Annotated in this window: 14 protein-coding genes; 6 read left to right on the forward strand and 8 right to left on the reverse strand. The window is 64.5% G+C overall.

From position 1 onward, the window contains the following. Positions 1 to 49: 49 nt before the first annotated feature. Genes ACVIW0_RS25470 through ACVIW0_RS25490 form a run of 5 tightly spaced genes read right to left on the reverse strand, consistent with a single transcriptional unit; the run spans position 50 to position 4607 of the window. Positions 50 to 769 carry an ABC transporter ATP-binding protein gene (locus ACVIW0_RS25470; RefSeq protein ID WP_456755901.1) on the reverse strand — a complete coding sequence of 240 codons (720 nt, stop codon included), beginning with the start codon at positions 767 to 769 and terminating at the stop codon, positions 50 to 52. Then, the gene (locus ACVIW0_RS25475; protein ID WP_461354849.1) at positions 759 to 1490 is read right to left on the reverse strand and encodes an ABC transporter ATP-binding protein; all 732 of its coding nucleotides are present in this window, start codon (positions 1488 to 1490) and stop codon (positions 759 to 761) included. Before ACVIW0_RS25475 ends, ACVIW0_RS25470 begins: the two co-directional genes overlap by 11 nt. Then, complete coding sequence (locus tag ACVIW0_RS25480; RefSeq protein WP_461354850.1) at positions 1480 to 2376, reverse strand: branched-chain amino acid ABC transporter permease; 897 nt, start codon at positions 2374 to 2376, stop codon at positions 1480 to 1482. The genes ACVIW0_RS25475 and ACVIW0_RS25480 overlap by 11 nt, the downstream gene beginning before the upstream one ends. A 16-nt stretch (positions 2377 to 2392) precedes the next feature. Continuing rightward, complete coding sequence (locus tag ACVIW0_RS25485) at positions 2393 to 3316, reverse strand: branched-chain amino acid ABC transporter permease (RefSeq protein WP_461354851.1); 924 nt, start codon at positions 3314 to 3316, stop codon at positions 2393 to 2395. A 43-nt stretch (positions 3317 to 3359) separates the two neighbouring features. Beyond that, positions 3360 to 4607: an amino acid ABC transporter substrate-binding protein gene (locus ACVIW0_RS25490; RefSeq protein ID WP_461354852.1), complete on the reverse strand. Its 1248-nt coding sequence runs from the start codon at positions 4605 to 4607 to the stop codon at positions 3360 to 3362. A gap of 221 nt (positions 4608 to 4828) precedes the next feature. Between ACVIW0_RS25490 and ACVIW0_RS25495 the strand changes: the two genes are divergently transcribed. The 4 genes from ACVIW0_RS25495 to ACVIW0_RS25510 all read left to right on the forward strand — a co-directional run bounded on the left by ACVIW0_RS25495 (position 4829) and on the right by ACVIW0_RS25510 (position 8692). Continuing rightward, positions 4829 to 5242: a Zn-ribbon domain-containing OB-fold protein gene (locus ACVIW0_RS25495; protein ID WP_050420086.1), complete on the forward strand. Its 414-nt coding sequence runs from the start codon at positions 4829 to 4831 to the stop codon at positions 5240 to 5242. Positions 5243 to 5246: 4 nt separating this feature from the next. Next, on the forward strand, positions 5247 to 6386 hold the full coding sequence (locus ACVIW0_RS25500) for a thiolase C-terminal domain-containing protein (protein WP_461354853.1): 1140 nt from the start codon (positions 5247 to 5249) through the stop codon (positions 6384 to 6386). A 110-nt stretch (positions 6387 to 6496) separates the two neighbouring features. Continuing rightward, on the forward strand, positions 6497 to 7411 hold the full coding sequence (locus ACVIW0_RS25505; RefSeq protein WP_461354854.1) for an SDR family oxidoreductase: 915 nt from the start codon (positions 6497 to 6499) through the stop codon (positions 7409 to 7411). 111 nt (positions 7412 to 7522) lie between these two features. Further along, on the forward strand, positions 7523 to 8692 hold the full coding sequence (locus ACVIW0_RS25510) for an SMP-30/gluconolactonase/LRE family protein (protein WP_461354855.1): 1170 nt from the start codon (positions 7523 to 7525) through the stop codon (positions 8690 to 8692). A 153-nt stretch (positions 8693 to 8845) separates the two neighbouring features. Here ACVIW0_RS25510 and ppc read toward each other — a convergent pair whose 3' ends face one another. Continuing rightward, positions 8846 to 11614: a phosphoenolpyruvate carboxylase gene (ppc, locus tag ACVIW0_RS25515; protein WP_461357421.1), complete on the reverse strand. Its 2769-nt coding sequence runs from the start codon at positions 11612 to 11614 to the stop codon at positions 8846 to 8848. Between the two features lie 220 nt (positions 11615 to 11834). Between ppc and ACVIW0_RS25520 the strand changes: the two genes are divergently transcribed. After that, positions 11835 to 13262 carry an IS1182 family transposase gene (locus tag ACVIW0_RS25520; protein ID WP_461354856.1) on the forward strand — a complete coding sequence of 476 codons (1428 nt, stop codon included), beginning with the start codon at positions 11835 to 11837 and terminating at the stop codon, positions 13260 to 13262. Positions 13263 to 13442: 180 nt separating this feature from the next. Here ACVIW0_RS25520 and ACVIW0_RS25525 read toward each other — a convergent pair whose 3' ends face one another. Together ACVIW0_RS25525 and ACVIW0_RS25530 are read right to left on the reverse strand one after the other, a co-directional pair. Next, positions 13443 to 14987: an acyl-CoA synthetase gene (locus tag ACVIW0_RS25525; RefSeq protein WP_461354857.1), complete on the reverse strand. Its 1545-nt coding sequence runs from the start codon at positions 14985 to 14987 to the stop codon at positions 13443 to 13445. A 166-nt stretch (positions 14988 to 15153) separates the two neighbouring features. Continuing rightward, positions 15154 to 15963 carry a crotonase/enoyl-CoA hydratase family protein gene (locus ACVIW0_RS25530; RefSeq protein ID WP_461354858.1) on the reverse strand — a complete coding sequence of 270 codons (810 nt, stop codon included), beginning with the start codon at positions 15961 to 15963 and terminating at the stop codon, positions 15154 to 15156. Between the two features lie 101 nt (positions 15964 to 16064). On the opposite strand from ACVIW0_RS25530, the gene ACVIW0_RS25535 reads away from it, so the two are divergent. After that, positions 16065 to 16940, forward strand: coding sequence for an SDR family oxidoreductase (locus ACVIW0_RS25535; RefSeq protein ID WP_461354859.1), 876 nt, complete (start codon positions 16065 to 16067; stop codon positions 16938 to 16940). Positions 16941 to 16962 lie beyond the last annotated feature (22 nt).

The raw sequence follows: 16962 nt of genomic DNA on the forward strand, positions 1-16962 counted from the left end.
CGAACCGGGGCCGATTTCCAGTGCGCCGGCCGCCAGCCGCGCATCACTATCACTTCAGCCCGAAATAGGCCCGGTGCAGCTCTTCATTGCCGCTCATCTCGGCAACCGTGCCGGAGAAGCGGATCCGGCCGCCTTCCAGCACGAAGACGCGGGTGGCAATCTCGAGGAAGCCGATGTTCTGCTCGGCAATCAGGAGCGCCAGTCCGCGGCCCTGAAGGCTCGATAGGGCGCGCAGCACCTCCTTGACGAACAGCGGTGATAGCCCGGCCGAGGGCTCGTCCATCACCAAGAGCTTCGGCTCGGCCGACAATGCCTTGGCGATGCCGAGCATCTTGCGCTGGCCACCGGACAGGCTGGAGGCAGGGTCGCGGCGCTTGTCGCGCAGCACCGGAAACAGGCCGTACAATTCGTCGACCCGCGCGCCCGGATCGGCGTGGCCTAGCGCCTGCGCGCCGACCCGGATGTTCTCCTCGATCGACAGGTCGGGAAACACCGCAAGCTCCGACATGTAGGTCATGCCGCGCTTCATGCGGTCCGAGGACCGCATCCTGGTGATATCCTCGCCGCCGAGCTTGATGTGGCCGCTGCGGGCCTCGATCAGGCCGACCAGCGACTTCAGGAAGGTGGTCTTGCCCGCGCCATTGGCGCCGAGCAGCAACACGGTCTCGCCGGGGCGGACGTCGAGATCGACGCCCCACAACACCTGCATGGTGCCATAGCCCGCATCGACACCGCTGGCGTCCAGAAGCGGCGCTGCGTCAGTGGGCATGCTCGCCTCCTAAAAACACCTCGATCACCTGCGGCTCGCGCACCGCGGTCGCAAGCGTCCCCTCGAAGATCTCCTTGCCCGCATTGAGCACGATGACGCGGTCGGTGATCTGCTCGATGAAGCCCATCAGATGCTCGACCACGATGATCGCCATGCCGGTCGCGGCCAGCGCCTTGATGCGGCCGGCGATCCAGTCGAGCTCCGCCGGGTTGAGACCGGCGGCGAGCTCGTCGAGCAGCAACAGCCGCGGCCGCGTCGCGAGCGCGCGGGTCAGATCAAGCATCTTCTGCTGCGCGCTGTTGAGATCGGCGGCGGGGCGGTCGGCGACCTCCTTCAGCCGATATTCGTCCAGCAGCTCGGCGATCGACGGCGGCGTGCCGGTCGCGCCGCCATAGGCCAGCGCCACCTGGATGTTCTCGCGCACCGTCAGCGACAAAAATGGCTTGGGCACCTGGAAGGTGCGGTTGATGCCGCGATGGACGAGCCTGTGCGAGGCGACGCCGCCGGAGGATGTGCCATCGAACACCACCTCGCCGCCATCGGGAGCATAGAGCCCGGAGATCACGTTGATCGCCGTGGTCTTGCCCGAGCCATTGGGACCGACGAGGCCGAGGATCTCGCCGGGAACGACGTGAAAGCTCAGCCCGTCGAGCGCGTGGAAGCCGCCGAAGCGCTTGACCAGCTTCGAGACGTTGAGGATCGGGGTTCTCTCAGGGGACATGCCACCCCCTGCGCGTTGCCAGCGACACCAGCCCTGCGGGCAGGAACAGCACCAAGCCCATGATCAACAGGCCGTAGATCAGCTGGAAATATTGCGGCGTGGTGAAGCCGATCAGATTGTAGATGCCGTAGAGGATCAGCACGCCGACAATCGGACCGGTGATGGTGGCAACGCCGCCGAACAGCGCGAACACGATCGCGAAGATCGAGAACTCGCCGGAGAACACGTTGTCGGGATAGAACACCGAGACGTACCAGGCGTAGATGCCGCCGGCGAGGCCCGCGACCAGCGCCGAGGCGAGCCAGGCGATCACCCGCATCTTCACGATATTGACGCCGGCCATCGAGGCCGACACAGCGTCCTCGCGTACGGCTTGCAGCGCCAGCCCAAACGCCGAGTTCTTCAGATAGACCACCGCACCAACCGTCAGCGCCATGACGATGACGGCGGCGTAATAGGCATGGGTCGGGTTGAAGGTGCCGGTGAGCGATACGCCGTAGGGCCCCTTGGTGATCCCCTCCAGCGCCGGGTTAGCGACGAAGTGCAGCACCGCGAGCGAGGCCGCGAGGTTGGCGATCGCGAAATAGGCGCCCGACAGCCGCAGCAGCGGCGTCAGCAGCAGGCCGAGCGCAACCGCGACGGCGCCGCCGACCAGCACGGCGAGCGCCGCCGGCGTCTGCAGATGCATCACCATGATGGCAAAGCCATAGGCGCCGGCACCGAAGAAGCCGACATAGCCGAACGGCAGATAGCCGGTGAAGCCATAGATGATGTTCACGCCCTGCGCGAGGATCAGGAAGATCACGAAGTTGAACAGCAAGAGATGGTTTTGATAGACACCGGGCAGCAGGGCGAACACCACCACCAGCGGCGCTAGGATGAACAACAAGTGTTTCGAGGCGCTATGCAACGCGCACCCGCCTTCCGAGCAGACCGCTCGGGCGCAGCAACAGGATCACGATCAACAACACATAGGGCAGCAAGTCGGCCCAGGAACTGAGATAGGTCTGCACCAGCATGTAGCAGAGGCCGTAGACGACGCCGCCGAGCGCGGTGCCGAGCGGATTGCCGAGCGAACCCAGCACGACGATCGCAAACGAGGTCACCGTGGCATCGGCGCCGAACGCCGGCGTCACCGAGCCGAACATGAAGGGCGCGAACACGCCGGCGATGGCCGCGAGCCCGAGCCCGATGCCAAACGCCGCCGCCGAGACGCGGTCGACATCGATGCCGGTCGCCAAGGCCTCGTCGCGCCGCGACATCACCGCGCGCGTCAAGGTGCCGAGCCGGGTGTGGTAGAGATAGAGGTAGACCAGCCCGATCGCGATCAGGCTGGTGATCGCCGCGATCACCCAGGGCGCGGGAAAGCCCTGGCCGAATATCTGGATCGGCCCAGCGCCAGCGGCCTTGCCGCCGAACCACTTGACCTTGATGGTCGTGAATACGGTGCCCAGCAGCCGGCTCTGGATCGAGCGCTCGCTGGTGCCGGCGAAGATCGTGGTGACGGCTTCGATCACCTGCGACAGGCCGAAGAACAGGATGATCGACAGCATCTCCGGATTGGCCGAGCCCTGCAACCGCGGCACCAGCACCCAGTAAAGCAGCACGCCCGCCAGCACGAAGACCACGAAGGCCAGCGGCACCGCGAACAGCGGGTCGATGCCGGCAATGCCGACCACGCCCAGCGCGATGAAGGCGCCGAGCATCAGGATGTCGCCATGCGCAAGATTGACGATGCGCATCACGCCGAACACGAGATTGAGGCCGATGCCGACCAGGCTGAAATAGAGCCCGAACAGCACGCCGGCAACGAGCGCATAGGTCATGCTATCGCTCGCCGCCGAAGGTTACTTGCCGTATTGAACCGCATCACGGCGCCGGATAGATCGGCTTGCCGGTGGCGGTCTCGGGCGGATAGATCGAGACGAACTTGATGTGATCGTGCTCGTCGACCGTGAGCTGGCCGAGCGGCGTCAATTCGCCGATCTGGCCGCCGGTCTCGTCCAGCGCGAAGGTGCCGTCCAACGTCTTGAGCTGGCCGCTGAGCGAGAACACCGCGCGGCGCAGCTCCATCTGGTCGAGGCTGGTCGCAACCGACAGCGTCTTCTCGATCACCAGCGCCGTGGTATAGCCAGCCACCGCGTTGAAGCCGAACTCCATCTTGCCGTCATTGTATTTCTTGGTCCAGGCGGCGCGGAAATCCTTCATGTTCATCCCGAAATTGACGGGATAATCCAGTTCCGACGGCGGCACATAGGTCCAGATGTGCTCGAGGCCCTTGGCGCCGACGTTCTTCTCGAGCAGCTCGGTCTCGAGGCCGGCATAGATCGCGAACAGCATCTTGAACTTGGTGCCGACGTCCTGAACGTTGCGCAGGAAGGCGATGTCGTTCGGCGCGTAGCCGAAATGGATCACCGCGTCCGGATTGGCATTGCTGATGTTGTTGATGATGACGTTGTAGTTGGTGGTCTCGGTCGGGACGCCTTGGTCGTAGACGATCTCGATCGGCGCGCCGGACTCCTTGACGAACTTGCGGAACGCGTTGGCCTGGGTGCCGGTGAACTCGTTGGTCGCGTAGAGGATCGCGATCTTCTTGATGCCGAGGCCCGGGCCGTCATGGCTGATGAAGTCGGCGACCGGCTTCGGCCAGATCGTCGACACCGGATCGGCCATCAGCGCGATGTAGGGATTGTCCTTGGAGAAGAAGCTCGCGCCGGTGCCGGTCTGGTCGAACAGGAACATCTTGTGGTCGCGCGCGATCGCAACCGCGGGCGCCGTCAGCACCGATCCGGAGTCGGCGACCAGCAGGTCGACCTTATCCTGGGTGACGAGCTGGTTATAAAGCGTCGAGGCGGTCGCCGTATTGCTCTGGTCGTCATAGGAGACCAGCTTGATCGGGATCTTCTTGTCGAACGCCTTCACGAACACGCCGCCCTCGGCGTTCTTCTGCTCGACCCACAATTTCAGCGAGCTGTAGACCGGCATCGAGATCGAGGCATAGCGCCCCGAGGACGCGTAGAGCGTGCCGATCTTGATCTCCGACGGTGCGTCGGCGGCCATCGCCTGCGTGGCAAATGCGAGGCTGGCAGCGAGCGCCGCGCCGATGATCCTCAGCATGATGTTATTCCTCCCGGGTGTCTTTAACGTATCTTGGACGCGGCTCTTCTACGCGCCGGATCGGAACGGCACAAGCATCGTGGCCTCAGCAATTGTGCGAGGGGCGGAATATGCGGCATGCGCGGGACACAGGCCGCTGCGCGGAGCATGGATGGACCGTTGACGGGCCTCGGTCCGATGGCGCATCAAGACCGTAACGATTTCGGGAGGAGACATCAGACATGGCCGAGCCCGCGCGCGCGAAACCAAAACCGACACCCGAGACCCAGCATTTCTGGGACGGCACCAAGGCCGGCGAGCTGCGCCTGCAGCGCTGCGACGCCTGCGCCAATGTCTACTTCCCGCCGCGGCCGTTCTGCCCCTCCTGCGCCTCGCGCAAGGTCTCCGTGTTCAAGGCCAGCGGCAAGGGCAAGCTCTACAGCTACGTCATCAACCATCGCCCCGCCGCGCCCGGCTTCACGCCGCCTTACGCGATCGCCGTGGTCGAACTCGACGAGGGCCCGCGCATGATGAGCAACATCATCGATTGTCCGCAGACGCCGGAAGCGCTCGAGCTCGACATGCCGCTCGAGGTCGCCTTCGAGGCCCTCGACGACAAGATCACCCTTCCCCTGTTCCGTCCGGCGAAGGGATAACACAATGCGCAGGAACCAGGTTGCCGTCGTCGGCGCGGCAGAGACCACCGAGCTCGGCGTCATCCCCAACATGTCGCAGATCCAGTTGCACGCGGATGCGGCGCTGAACGCGATCGCAGATGCCGGCCTGAAGCTGTCCGATATCGACGGCTTCGCCACCGCAGTCGAGACCCCGCAGCAGGTGGCGCATTATCTCGGCATCACGCCCACCTGGGTCGACGGCACCTCGGTCGGCGGCTGCTCCTTCATGCTGCATGTTCGCCATGCCGCCGCGGCGATCGAGGCCGGGTTGTGCAAGACCGTGCTGATCACCCATGCCGAGAGCGGGAAGTCGATGATCGGCAAGCAGCCGCGCTTCACTGCGCCGGACAGCCTCAACGGCCAGTTCGAAGCGCCGTTCGGCGTCTACGGTCCGCCGAGCATGTTCCCGATTCCGGTGCTGCGCTTCATGAAGACCCACGGCATCACGCATGAGCAGCTCGCGATGGTCGCGGTCGTGCAGCGCGAATGGGCGGCGAAGAACCCGCGCGCGACCATGAAGGATCCGATCACGGTCGCCGACGTCCTGAACTCGCGGATGATCGCTTATCCGTTCCGGCTGCTGCAATGCTGCCTCGTCACCGACGGCGGCGGCGCGCTGATCCTGACCTCGGCCGACCGCGCCAGGGATTTCCCGCAAAAGCCGGTCTATATCCTCGGCACCGGCGAGAGCGTGGAAACGCCGATGGTCAGCCAGATGAAGACTTTTGACAGTTCGCGCGCCTTCAAGGTGGCGGGCCCCTTGGCGTTCAAGGAGGCCGGCATCACCCACAAGGACGTCGATCATCTGATGATCTACGACGCCTTCGCACATCTGCCGCTGTACGGCCTCGGCGACCTCGGCTTCATGCCTTACGAGGAAACCGGCAAGTTCATCGCCGACGGCAACACCCGCCCCGGCGGCAAGCTGCCGCTCAACACCAATGGCGGCGGCCTCAGCTACATGCACTCCGGCATGTACGGCATGTATGCGCTGCAGGAGAGCGTGCGGCAGATGCGCGGCATTGCACCGGCGCAGGTGCCGAACGCCAAGATCTCGGTCTGCCACGGCGTCGGCGGCATGTTCGCCGCGTCGGGCACGATCATCTTTACCAACGAGAAGTAACAACCTCCGTCGTTCCGGGGCGCGCGAAGCGCGAACCCGGAACCTCGAGATTCCGGGTTCGATGCTGACGCATCGCCCCGGAATGACGGACACATACAAGGAGAACCCACATGGCAAAATCACTGCAAGACAAGGTCATCATCGTCACCGGCGCGGGCCGCGGCATCGGGCGCGAGATCGCGCTGCTGTGCGCGGCGGAGGGCGCCAAGGTCGTGGTCAACGATCCCGGCGGCGCGGCGGACGGCGCAGGCTCCAGCGCAGCACCCGCCGAGGAAGTGGTCGAGGAGATCAAGAAGCGCGGCGGCACGGCGGTCGCCAATTTCGAGTCGGTCGCGGAAGCCATTCCTGCCAGCAAGATCGTGAAGACCGCGACCGATCACTTCGGCCGGCTCGACGGCGTCGTCAACAATGCCGGCATCCTGCGCGACATGATCTTCCACAAGATGAGCGTGGAGGCCTTCGAGGCCGTCATCAAGGTGCATCTGATGGGCTCGTTCTATGTCAGCCACGCGGCGGCGCGGATCTACCGCGAGCAGGAATCAGGCTCGTTCGTGCACTTCACCTCGACCTCCGGCCTGATCGGAAATTACGGCCAGGCCAACTACGCCGCCGCCAAGCTCGGCATCGTCGGCCTGTCGAAGTCGATCGCGCTCGACATGGGCCGCTTCAACGTGCGCTCGAACTGCGTGTCGCCCTTCGCCTGGACCCGCATGATCGGCACCATCCCGACCGAGACCGATGCCGAGAAGGCCCGTGTCGAGAAAATCAAGCAGATGGGGCCCGAGAAGATCGCACCGGTCTGCGCCTATCTGCTCTCGGACGCCGCCAAGGACGTCACCGGCCAGATTTTCGGCGTGCGCATGAACGAGATCTTCCTGTTCGGCCAGCATCGTCCGGTGCGCTCGGTGCATCGCAGCGAAGGCTGGACGCCAGAGACCATTGCCGAGCACGGCATGCCGGCGCTGAAGGGATCGTTCGCCAAGCTCGACCGCTCGGCCGACGTCTTCACCTGGGATCCGATCTGAATTTCGATCTAACAGTTTTATGAAAGTATCGCTTCCGCGAAATCGCGGAGGCGATACAGTCTTTGGTTGTTTCGTCATCGCGTGCCCGCATTGTGCCAGAATTGCGGGGGTATGATCGTCCTCCCCGATAACAAGAAACCTGGGAGGACTTTCGTGACAAATCCAAGCAACACAACTCCAAGCCACACCGCGAAACACGAGGGCGACGGAACGCAGGCGTTCGACCGTCGAACGATCTTGCGCGGCGCAACCGCGCTTGCTGCAACCGCGATGGCGGCATCCGATGCTGCGGCGCGTGACTTCGGGCCCAATGCGGAGCCGCAGCGTTATCCCGATCCGGATATCATCGTGATCGACGACAAGCGCTTCAAGGCCAAGGTTGGCAACACCGCGATCAAGCGGCTGTACACCGGCTGCCTGTGGGCCGAAGGCCCGGCCTGGAACGCGCAAGGCCAGTATCTGGTGTGGAGCGATATCCCGGCCAACCGGCAGCTGCGCTATCTCGACGATGACGGCCACATCTCCGAGCAGTTCCACAAGCCGTCGAACGAGGCCAACGGCTCGACCTTCGATTTCGAGGGCCGCCAGATCACTGCCGAGCGCACCCGGCTGGTGCGCTACGAGCACGACGGAACCGTCACGTCACTGGCGGAGCAGGCCAATGGCAAGCAGCTCAACGGGCCGAACGATATGGTCGTGCACCCCAACGACAAGTCGATCTGGTTCACCGATCCCGGCTACGGCGCGATCTCGATCTATGAGGGCCAGCTGGCCAACACCGGATCGAAGCAGCCCTACCAGAAGGAAGCCGTCTACCGCATCGATGCCGCGACCGGCCAGGTCACCAAGGTCGCCGACGAGCCGTTCAAGCCGAACGGCATCGCCTTTAGCCACGACTACAAGAAGGTCTATGTCTGCGACACCGGCATCACGCATTATCCGAACGCCAAGAACATCGTCTGGCAGTACGATCTCAACGGCGACAAGCTGTCCAACCCGCGCACGCTGATCGACATGACGCTGGACGGCAAGTCGGGCTTCCCGGACGGTCTGCGGGTCGACATCGACGGCAATATCTGGGTCGGTGCCGGCTGGGTCGGACCGGGCTATGACGGCGTGCAGGTGTTTGCGCCTGACGGCGCGCGCATCGGCCAGATCCTCTTGCCCGAGACCTGCGCCAACCTCACTTTCGGCGGCAAGAAGCGCAACCGCCTGTTCATGACCGCGAGCCAGTCGCTGTATGCGGTCTATGTGGAGACCAAGGGCGCGCACAACTGCTGACGCAAATGCGCTGTCGGTCCTGCGAAAGCAGGGATCCATAACCACCAGTGCCGATCGTTTTAAAACGCTGGGGCTCCAGCGTCACACAAAACGACCGGTCGTGGTTATGGGTCCCGGCGTTCGCCGGGACGACACCGGTGATGCCGCGCGACGTCAGCCGCTGTTCCTCAGTCCCGCCGAAATCCCGTTGATCGTGATCTGGATCCCGCGCAGCACCTGCTCGTCCGGATTCTGCGCGCGATGCTCCTTGAGCAGCTCGACCTGCACGTGATTGAGCGGATCCATATAGGGGAAGCGGTTGCGGATGCCGCGTTCCAGCAGCGGATTGCCCTGCAGCAGCCGGTCGTGCCCCATGATGTCGAGCAGCGTCTCGATCGAGAGATGCCATTCGCGGCGGATCTGGCCGAAGATCTTTTCGCGCAGCGCCACATCAGGCACCAGCTCGGCATAGCGCGACGCGATCGCAATCGAGCTCTTTGCCAGCACCATGTCCATGTTTGACAAGAGCGTGCGGAAGAACGGCCATTCCCGATACAGCTCCTGCAGGAACGGCATCCCCTGCTCCGGATGCTCCGCGATCCAGGTCTCGACCGCCGCGCCGAAACCATACCAGCCCGGCAGCATCAGCCGGCATTGCGCCCAGGAGAACACCCAGGGGATCGCGCGCAAATCCTCGATCTCGCGGGTCTTCTTGCGCGAGGCGGGACGGCTGCCGATGTTCAAGGTCGCGATCTCGTTGATCACGGTCGAGCCCCAGAAATAATCGGCAAAGCCTTCGGTCTCATAGACGAGCCCGCGATAGGCCTTGAAGGCGAGCGCGGAAATCTCCTCCATCGCCTTGAGATATTCGGGGCGCGGCGCGCTCTGCCGCGGCTGCAGCAGGCTGGTTTCCAGCGTCGCCGCGGCGAGGATCTCCAGATTGCTGCGGCCGACCTCGGCGTTGGAATATTTCGAGGAGATGATCTCGCCCTGCTCGGTGATGCGGATCTGGCCGTTCACGGCGCCGCCGGGCTGCGCGATGATCGCATCATAGCTCGGCCCACCGCCGCGGCCGACCGAGCCGCCGCGGCCGTGGAACAGGCGCAGCCGCACGCCGTGCCGCTCGAACACCTCGACGAGGCCGATCTCGGCCTTGTAGAGCTCCCAGCCCGAGGTGACGAAGCCGCCATCCTTGTTGCTGTCGGAATAGCCGAGCATCACCTCCTGCACGCTGCCGAGACTGTCGACCAGCTTGCGATAGTCGTGCAGCACCAGCATGCGGTCCATGATGTGGCTCGAGGCCTGCAGATCCTCGATGGTCTCGAACAGCGGCACGATGTTGATGGCGCTGCGGCCGGACGGATTGACGAGGCCGACTTCCTTGAGCAGCACCGCGACCTCGAGCATGTCGGACATGCCCTTGCACATCGAGATGATGCACTGGGAGATCACCTCGGGGCCGAATCTGGCGTGCGCCTCGGCCGCGGCCCGGAACACGGCGAGCTCGCTCTGGGTCTCCTCGGAATATTTGACGAAGGGCGACACCAGCGGCCGCGCGCTGCGCAACTCGCCGAGCAGCAGGCTGACGCGCGCGTCCTCACCGAGCGCCAAATAGGACATGCCGGGATTGGCGGTGTCGAGCAGCTCGGCGATGGTGCGCTCGTGCACCGCGGAGTTCTGGCGGATATCGAGCCGCGCCAGATGGAAGCCGAAGCAATCCACCGCCCGCCGCAGATGCCGCAGGCGGCCGCGCGCGATGACGCCGGAATTGTTCGCGATCAGAGAGCGATTCAGCACGTCGAGATCCGCCTGGAATTCCCTGACGCTCGCATACGGTTCGGCCTTACCGACCGGCGGCCGCGTGGTCTCGACCTCGAGCCTCCTCGCGGTTGCCGCCAGCCGAGCGTAGATGCCCGAGACGGCCAGACGATACGGCTCGCCGCTGCGATGCGGTGAGGTGTCGGGCGAGCGCTCGGCAAGCGTACGCAGCTCGTCCGAGACGTCGGCGAGATGCGCCGCCAGGGACAGCTCGGCGCCGAGCGCGTGCAGCTCCTCAAGATAGAAGCTCAGCACCCGGCTCGATTGCAGCCGCAGCGTGCCGCGCATCACCTCCGCGGTGACGAACGGATTACCGTCGCGGTCGCCGCCGATCCAGCTTCCCATCCTGAGAAACGAGGCGAGATCGCCGGCCTCGCCGCCCTCCTTGTCCAGCCGGTCCTCCAGCGCGCAATGCAGCCGCGGCACCTCCTGCAGGAAGGTGTAGTCGTAGAACGACAGGCCGTTGGCTACCTCGTCGAGCACGGTCAGCTTGGTCCGGCGCAACAGATTGGTCTGCCACAACGTCACAACCGCGCGGCGCAGTTGCTCGTCGCTGGCCTCAACCTCGTCCGGCGTCATCTGCAGCCGCTCGCGGCGATCGAGCAGATCCGCGATCTCCATCTCGCGGTCCATCGTGCTCTTGCGGCGGACCTCGGTCGGATGCGCGGTCAGGACCGGGCTGACCAGCGCGCTCTTGAAGAAGCTGCGCAGATCGGCCGGGCTGATGCCGGCCTGGCGGGCATGCACCAGCGTCTGCTCCAGCGTGCTCGGTCGCGGCGCCCCGCTCGGGCCGCGGCTGCGCATCTGGCGGATGTTGTTCTGGTCCTCGGCGATGTTGGCGAGGTGGGAGAAATAGCTGAAGGCGCGGACGATCTGCAGCGTCTCGGCAATCGACATGCCGTCGAGGATGCCCTCAAGCTCCCGCCGCGCCAGCTTGTCCTCGTCGCGATGGAACCGGACCGAGGTCTGGCGGATGCGCTCGACCAGGTCGAACACGTCGGCCCCTTCCTGGTCGCGCACGGTGTCGCCGAGCACGCGCCCCAGCAGGCGGATGTCGTTCCGCAGCCGTGCATCCTCCTCCTGCGCCTGCACTTCGGCCGCGCGCCGGTCGGTCTCGGAAGGCATGGTCTGGGGAGGCAAAGTCTGGGGAGACAAAGTCTGGGAAGACATGGCTGGCTACTCCAGAGGTTGCCCGGCTCGCTCCCAAGTGTGCGCTTTTTTTGCCGCAGCGCAAGATGAACTTGCGCGGTGCACGCGTCCGCCAACGTCGTCCCGGCGTAGCAGGCCGTGTAAAAACCATGCTGTGATGCTGGATTTTGGAGGGTGAGACTGATTCGGGGGCATGATGGCACACGTTGTTGGCCAGTCGCGTTATCAGGTGACGCTCTATCCCGAGACGTTGGACGATGTGATCGCGGCGGACAGCGCGGTGCGGGTGATTGACGGCTTTGTGGACAGCCTGGATCTTGCCGAACTAGGTTTCTCGCACGTTGAGGCGGAGGCGACAGGACGGCCGCCTTACGATCCGCGCGATCTGTTGAAGCTTTATATCTACGGGTACCTGAACCAGATGCGTTCGAGCCGGCGGCTTGAGCGTGAGGCGCAGCGCAATGTTGAGGTGTTTTGGCTGATCAATCGGCTGACACCGGTGTTCAAGACCATCGCGGACTTCCGCAAGGATCATCCGGAAGCCATTGTCGGGGTCTGCCGGGCCTTTATAAAGTTCTGCCGCGGGCAATCGGTGTTTGGAGGCGAAGTCCTGGCGATCGATGGAAGCAAGATTGCTGCGGCTGCCAGCCGCAAGCAGGTGATCACCAAGAAGAAGCTTGCGGAACGGGACGCGGCGATCGAGCGCAAGATCGCCGAGTACCTGACGGCCATGGATGAGGCCGATGCCGAGGAGACGCCGCTTGAGCCAACCAAGGCCGACGTGGCGGCAGCCCTTGCTGCGTTGAAGGCTCAGCGGGCGGCGTTGCAGCAGCAGGCCAAGCAGCTGGTTCAAGAAGGCCTCAAGCAGAAGGTGTTGGGCGAGCCTGAGGCCAAGCTGATGCGCACGCCGCGCGGCCATCAGGTGGCCTACAATGCGCAAATCGCGGTCGATGCCCAGCACGCCCTGATCGTCGCGTTCGATCTGACCAACGAGAGCAACGATCTGCAGCAGCTGCATCCGATGGCCCGGCAGGGCAAGGCGGCCGTCGGCGCCGATCAGGTCAGCGTCGTTGCCGATACCGGCTACGCCAACGGCGCCCACGGCAAGCAATGTGAGCAGGACGGCATCACCGCGATCGTGCCCCGCGCCGAACGGGTCAATCCGAAGGGCAAGCAATACTTCAGCCGCGATCAGTTCAGCTACGACCGGGAGAACGACAGCTGGAACTGCCCGGCCGGCGAGATCCTCCACCTCTTCAAGACCTCCCGCACCAAACAGAAGAAGGAATATCGGACGCAAGCCTGCCCGTCCTGCCCGCTGAAGTCGCAATGCACCAAAGCGGCGCGGCGGATCATCGTGCGCGGCTTCCATGACGACGACCGCGAGGCCATGCACCAGCGTGCCATGGCCGATCCGAGCTGGATGAAGCTCCGCCGGCAGGTCGCCGAACATCCGTTCGGGACCGTCAAATGGCTGATGGGTATCCCGCGCTTCCTTCTCCGCGGATTGCGGAAGGCCAAAGCCGAACTGGCACTCAGCATCACCGGCTACAACATCAAAAGAATGATCGCCATCAAGGGCGTACCCGCTCTGCTCCAAGCGCTCCGGCCCCGTCCAGCTTGAGGCCGACACCTCGTCCCTCAACTTCAAGCAACACGCCGACTTCCTACACGGCCTGGTAGGCCGGGACCCATAACCACAAGGCGACATGTTGTGCGAAGCTGTGGCCGCAGCCCGTCATGACCACGCCCAGCTGTGGCTGTGGGTCCCGGCCTTCGCCGGGACGACGGCGAGTTTGTGTCGCTAAATCCTCCGCCCCGCCCGCTCCCAATAGGGGTCGCGCAGTCGGCGCTTGAAGATTTTTCCGGAATCCTCGCGCGGCAGATTGGTCTGGATCTCGATGTGCTTCGGCACCTTGTAGTCGGCGAGCGCGGTCTTCAGCTGCGCCCGGACCGCCGCGATGTCGAGCGTCACGCCCGGCTGCGGCTCGACCACCGCCATCAGCGCCTCGCCGAACTCGGCATCGGGAATGCCGAACACCGCGCAATCATGCACGCCGGGCACCGCATGCAGCACCGCCTCGATCTCGGCCGGATAGATGTTGACGCCGCCCGAGATCACCATGTCGCGCTTGCGGTCGCAGATGAAGACGTAGCCCTCCGCATCGATATAGCCGACATCGCCGGAGGTGATGAATCCCTGGCGGTCGATCTCGGCGCGCTTCTCGGGCTTGTTGTGATAGGTGAAATCGGGATTGCCCGCGATCCGCGAATAGATCTCGCCGATCTGGCCCTGCGCCACCTCGCAGCCGTCGTCGCCGATGAAGCGCAGCTCGGCGCCGGGCGATATCTTGCCGACCGTGCCGGGCTTCTTCAGCGCGTCCTCCGACGTCGCGAACGTCACCGCGCCTGACTCGGTCGAACCGTAGAATTCGCAGATCACCGGCCCCCACCACTCGATCATGGCACGCTTGACGTCGGCCGGACAGGGCGCGGCGGCATGGATGACGTGGCGCAGCGACGACATGTCGTACTTCCGGCGCACCTGCTCCGGCAGCTTCATCAGGCGGATGAACATCGTCGGCACCATGAAGATGGTGTCGATCTTCTCGCGCTCGATCAGGGCCAGAAACTCCTCAGCGTCGAAGCGCGGCATCAGCACCAGCGCGCCGCCGAGCTTGCCGGAGCGCAGCCCGAAGGAATTCGGTGCGGAATGATACAGCGGTCCGGGCAGGATTGCGCGCGCGCCGGGCTTTAAGCCATAGATCATCGCGCGCATCGCTTCCGCATTGGCGGACTGCTCCGGCGTCGGCGCGAAACGGCGCACGCCCTTCGGATGGCCCGTGGTGCCCGAGGTGTAGATCATGTTCTGCGGCTGCGGCACCACGGGCCCGTCATAGCGCGGAAATTGCGCCAGCCAGGATTCGAAGTCGATCGCGAAGTCCGGCGTCGCGAGATGATCGGGATTAATCTTGTAGTGGCTAAGGATTTCCGGCGGCGTCGGCACGCTGAACACGGTGACATCATCCGGGATCGCGCCGCGCAGCGGATGCAGCAGATCGGCATGGCCGATCAGGACGCGCGTGCCGGAATCCGTCAGCACGTAGTTGATCTCCTCCGGCTTGAAGTGCCAGTTGATCGGCACGCCATAGGCGCCGAGCCGCATCGCCGCATAGGCCGCCTCGATGAAGGCGATGTCGTTGCGCATCAGCATGCAGACGCTGTCGCCCGTCTTGACGCCGAGCCTGTTGAGGCCGGAGGCGATGCGCTCGGTGCGCTCGGCCACCGCAGCGTGATCGCGCCGGCGATCGCCGCTGACGATGCCGCGGAAGGGGTGGGACGTTTCCATTGTCGTTGTCCGATCTTGTGTCGGGTTAACTTGTCATTCCGGGGCGCGCGAAGCGCGAACTATGGTGCGCAATTGCGCACCTGAGAATCTCGAGATTCCCCGATGCGCACTGCGCATCTGAGGTCTGGTCCTTCGGACCATCCCGGAATGACTATTGTCGCCGCTGTCACACATCCGCAAACTTCGGCGCGCGCTTCTCCAGATTGGCGCGCACGGATTCGGTCTGGTTCGGGCTGCCGAGCAGCTTCTGCTGCTCGACGGATTCCGCGAGCAGCGCGGCGGCCGGATCGACCGACAGATTATTCAGCATCCGCTTGGCGGCGCGGATCGCATCCGGGCTCTTGCCGGCGATTTCGCGCGCGACCTCGAATGCTGCGGCGCGCGGGTCGTCGCAGACCCGGGTGGCGAGGCCATAGCTTTGGGCCTCCTGCGCCGAGAAGATGCGACCCGTATAGGTCAGCTCGCGCAGGATGTCGTCGCGCACGAGGCTTGCCAGGATCGGCGTGCCCGCCATGTCAGGCACCAGGCCCCATTTGATCTCCATGATCGACATCCGCGCATCCGGCGACAGAAAGCGCATGTCGGCGCCGAGCGCGAGCTGGAAGCCGCCGCCGAAGGCGACGCCGTGGACCGCGGCGATGACAGGCACCGGAAGCTGGCGCCAGCCCCAGACTGCCTGCTGCGGGGCATTGGCCTTGCCGTGGGTCCGGATCGTGAGGTCGCGGTTCGCGCCGCCAGGCACTCCGTTACCGCCATCCTTCATGGCGGCGAAACGGCTCATGTCGAGCCCGGCACAAAACGCCCGGCCCTCGCCGGACAGCACCACCACCCGAACACCTTTTTCCTTGGAAAGCCGGTCGGTTGCGGCGACCAATGCCTCGAACATCGCGGCATCGAGCGCGTTCATCTTGTCCGCCCGCACCAGCCGGACATCGGCGATACCGTCCGATATCGATATCGAAACGCGATCTTGCATCATTCCCTCCGCTTTGTTCCCTGAGTTGGCGCTTTACAGAAAGGCCGTTGTCCGCTTTTAGTCAATCGACCAATTAACTGACAACCCCCGTGGAGGAAACGATGTTCACCGATCAGCTTCTTGCCGGGCGGCGCATCCTGGTAACCGGTGGTGGCACCGGCCTCGGCAAGGCCATGGCCACCCGCTTCCTCCAGCTCGGGGCCGAGGTCCATATCTGCGGCCGCCGCAAGAGCGTGTGCGACGAGACCGCCACCGAGCTGATGGCCGAGCATGGCGGGCGCGTGGTCAGCCACGGCGTCGATATCCGCAATGCGATGGCGGTCGACGAGATGATCGAGGCGATCTGGACCACCAGCGGTCCGCTGACCGATCTGATCAACAACGCCGCCGGCAATTTCATCTCGCGCTCGGAAGAGCTCTCCGCGCGAGGATTTGATGCCGTTGCCAACATCGTGATGCACGGCACGTTCTACGTGACGCACGCGGTCGGCCGGCGCTGGATCGCCGGCGGCCATCGCGGCAACGTGGTGTCGATCACGGTGACCTGGGTGCGCAACGGCTCGCCCTATGTGGTGCCGTCGGCGATGAGCAAGTCGGCAATCCATGCCATGACCATGTCGCTTGCGATCGAGTGGGGCCGTCACGGCATCCGCCTCAACACCATCGCGCCCGGCGAGATCCCGACCGAGGGCATGAGCAAGCGCATCAAGCCCGGCGACGAGGCCGGCGCGCGCACCAAGGCGATGAACCCGATGGGCCGCGTCGGCACCATGGAGGAGTTGCAGAACCTCGCGGTGTTTCTGATCTCCGGCGGCTGCGACTGGATCAACGGCGAGACTATCGCCATGGACGGCGCGCAGGCGCTGGCGATGGGCGGCAATTTCTACCAGCTGCGCGACTGGAGCGACGACGACTGGACCAAGGCGCGCGAGTCGATCAAGGCGCAGAACGAGAAGGATCGCGCAGCGCGGGGTTGAAGCTCGCGTTGCGCCTCACACT

The organism is Bradyrhizobium sp. USDA 4454 (assembly GCF_054822705.1).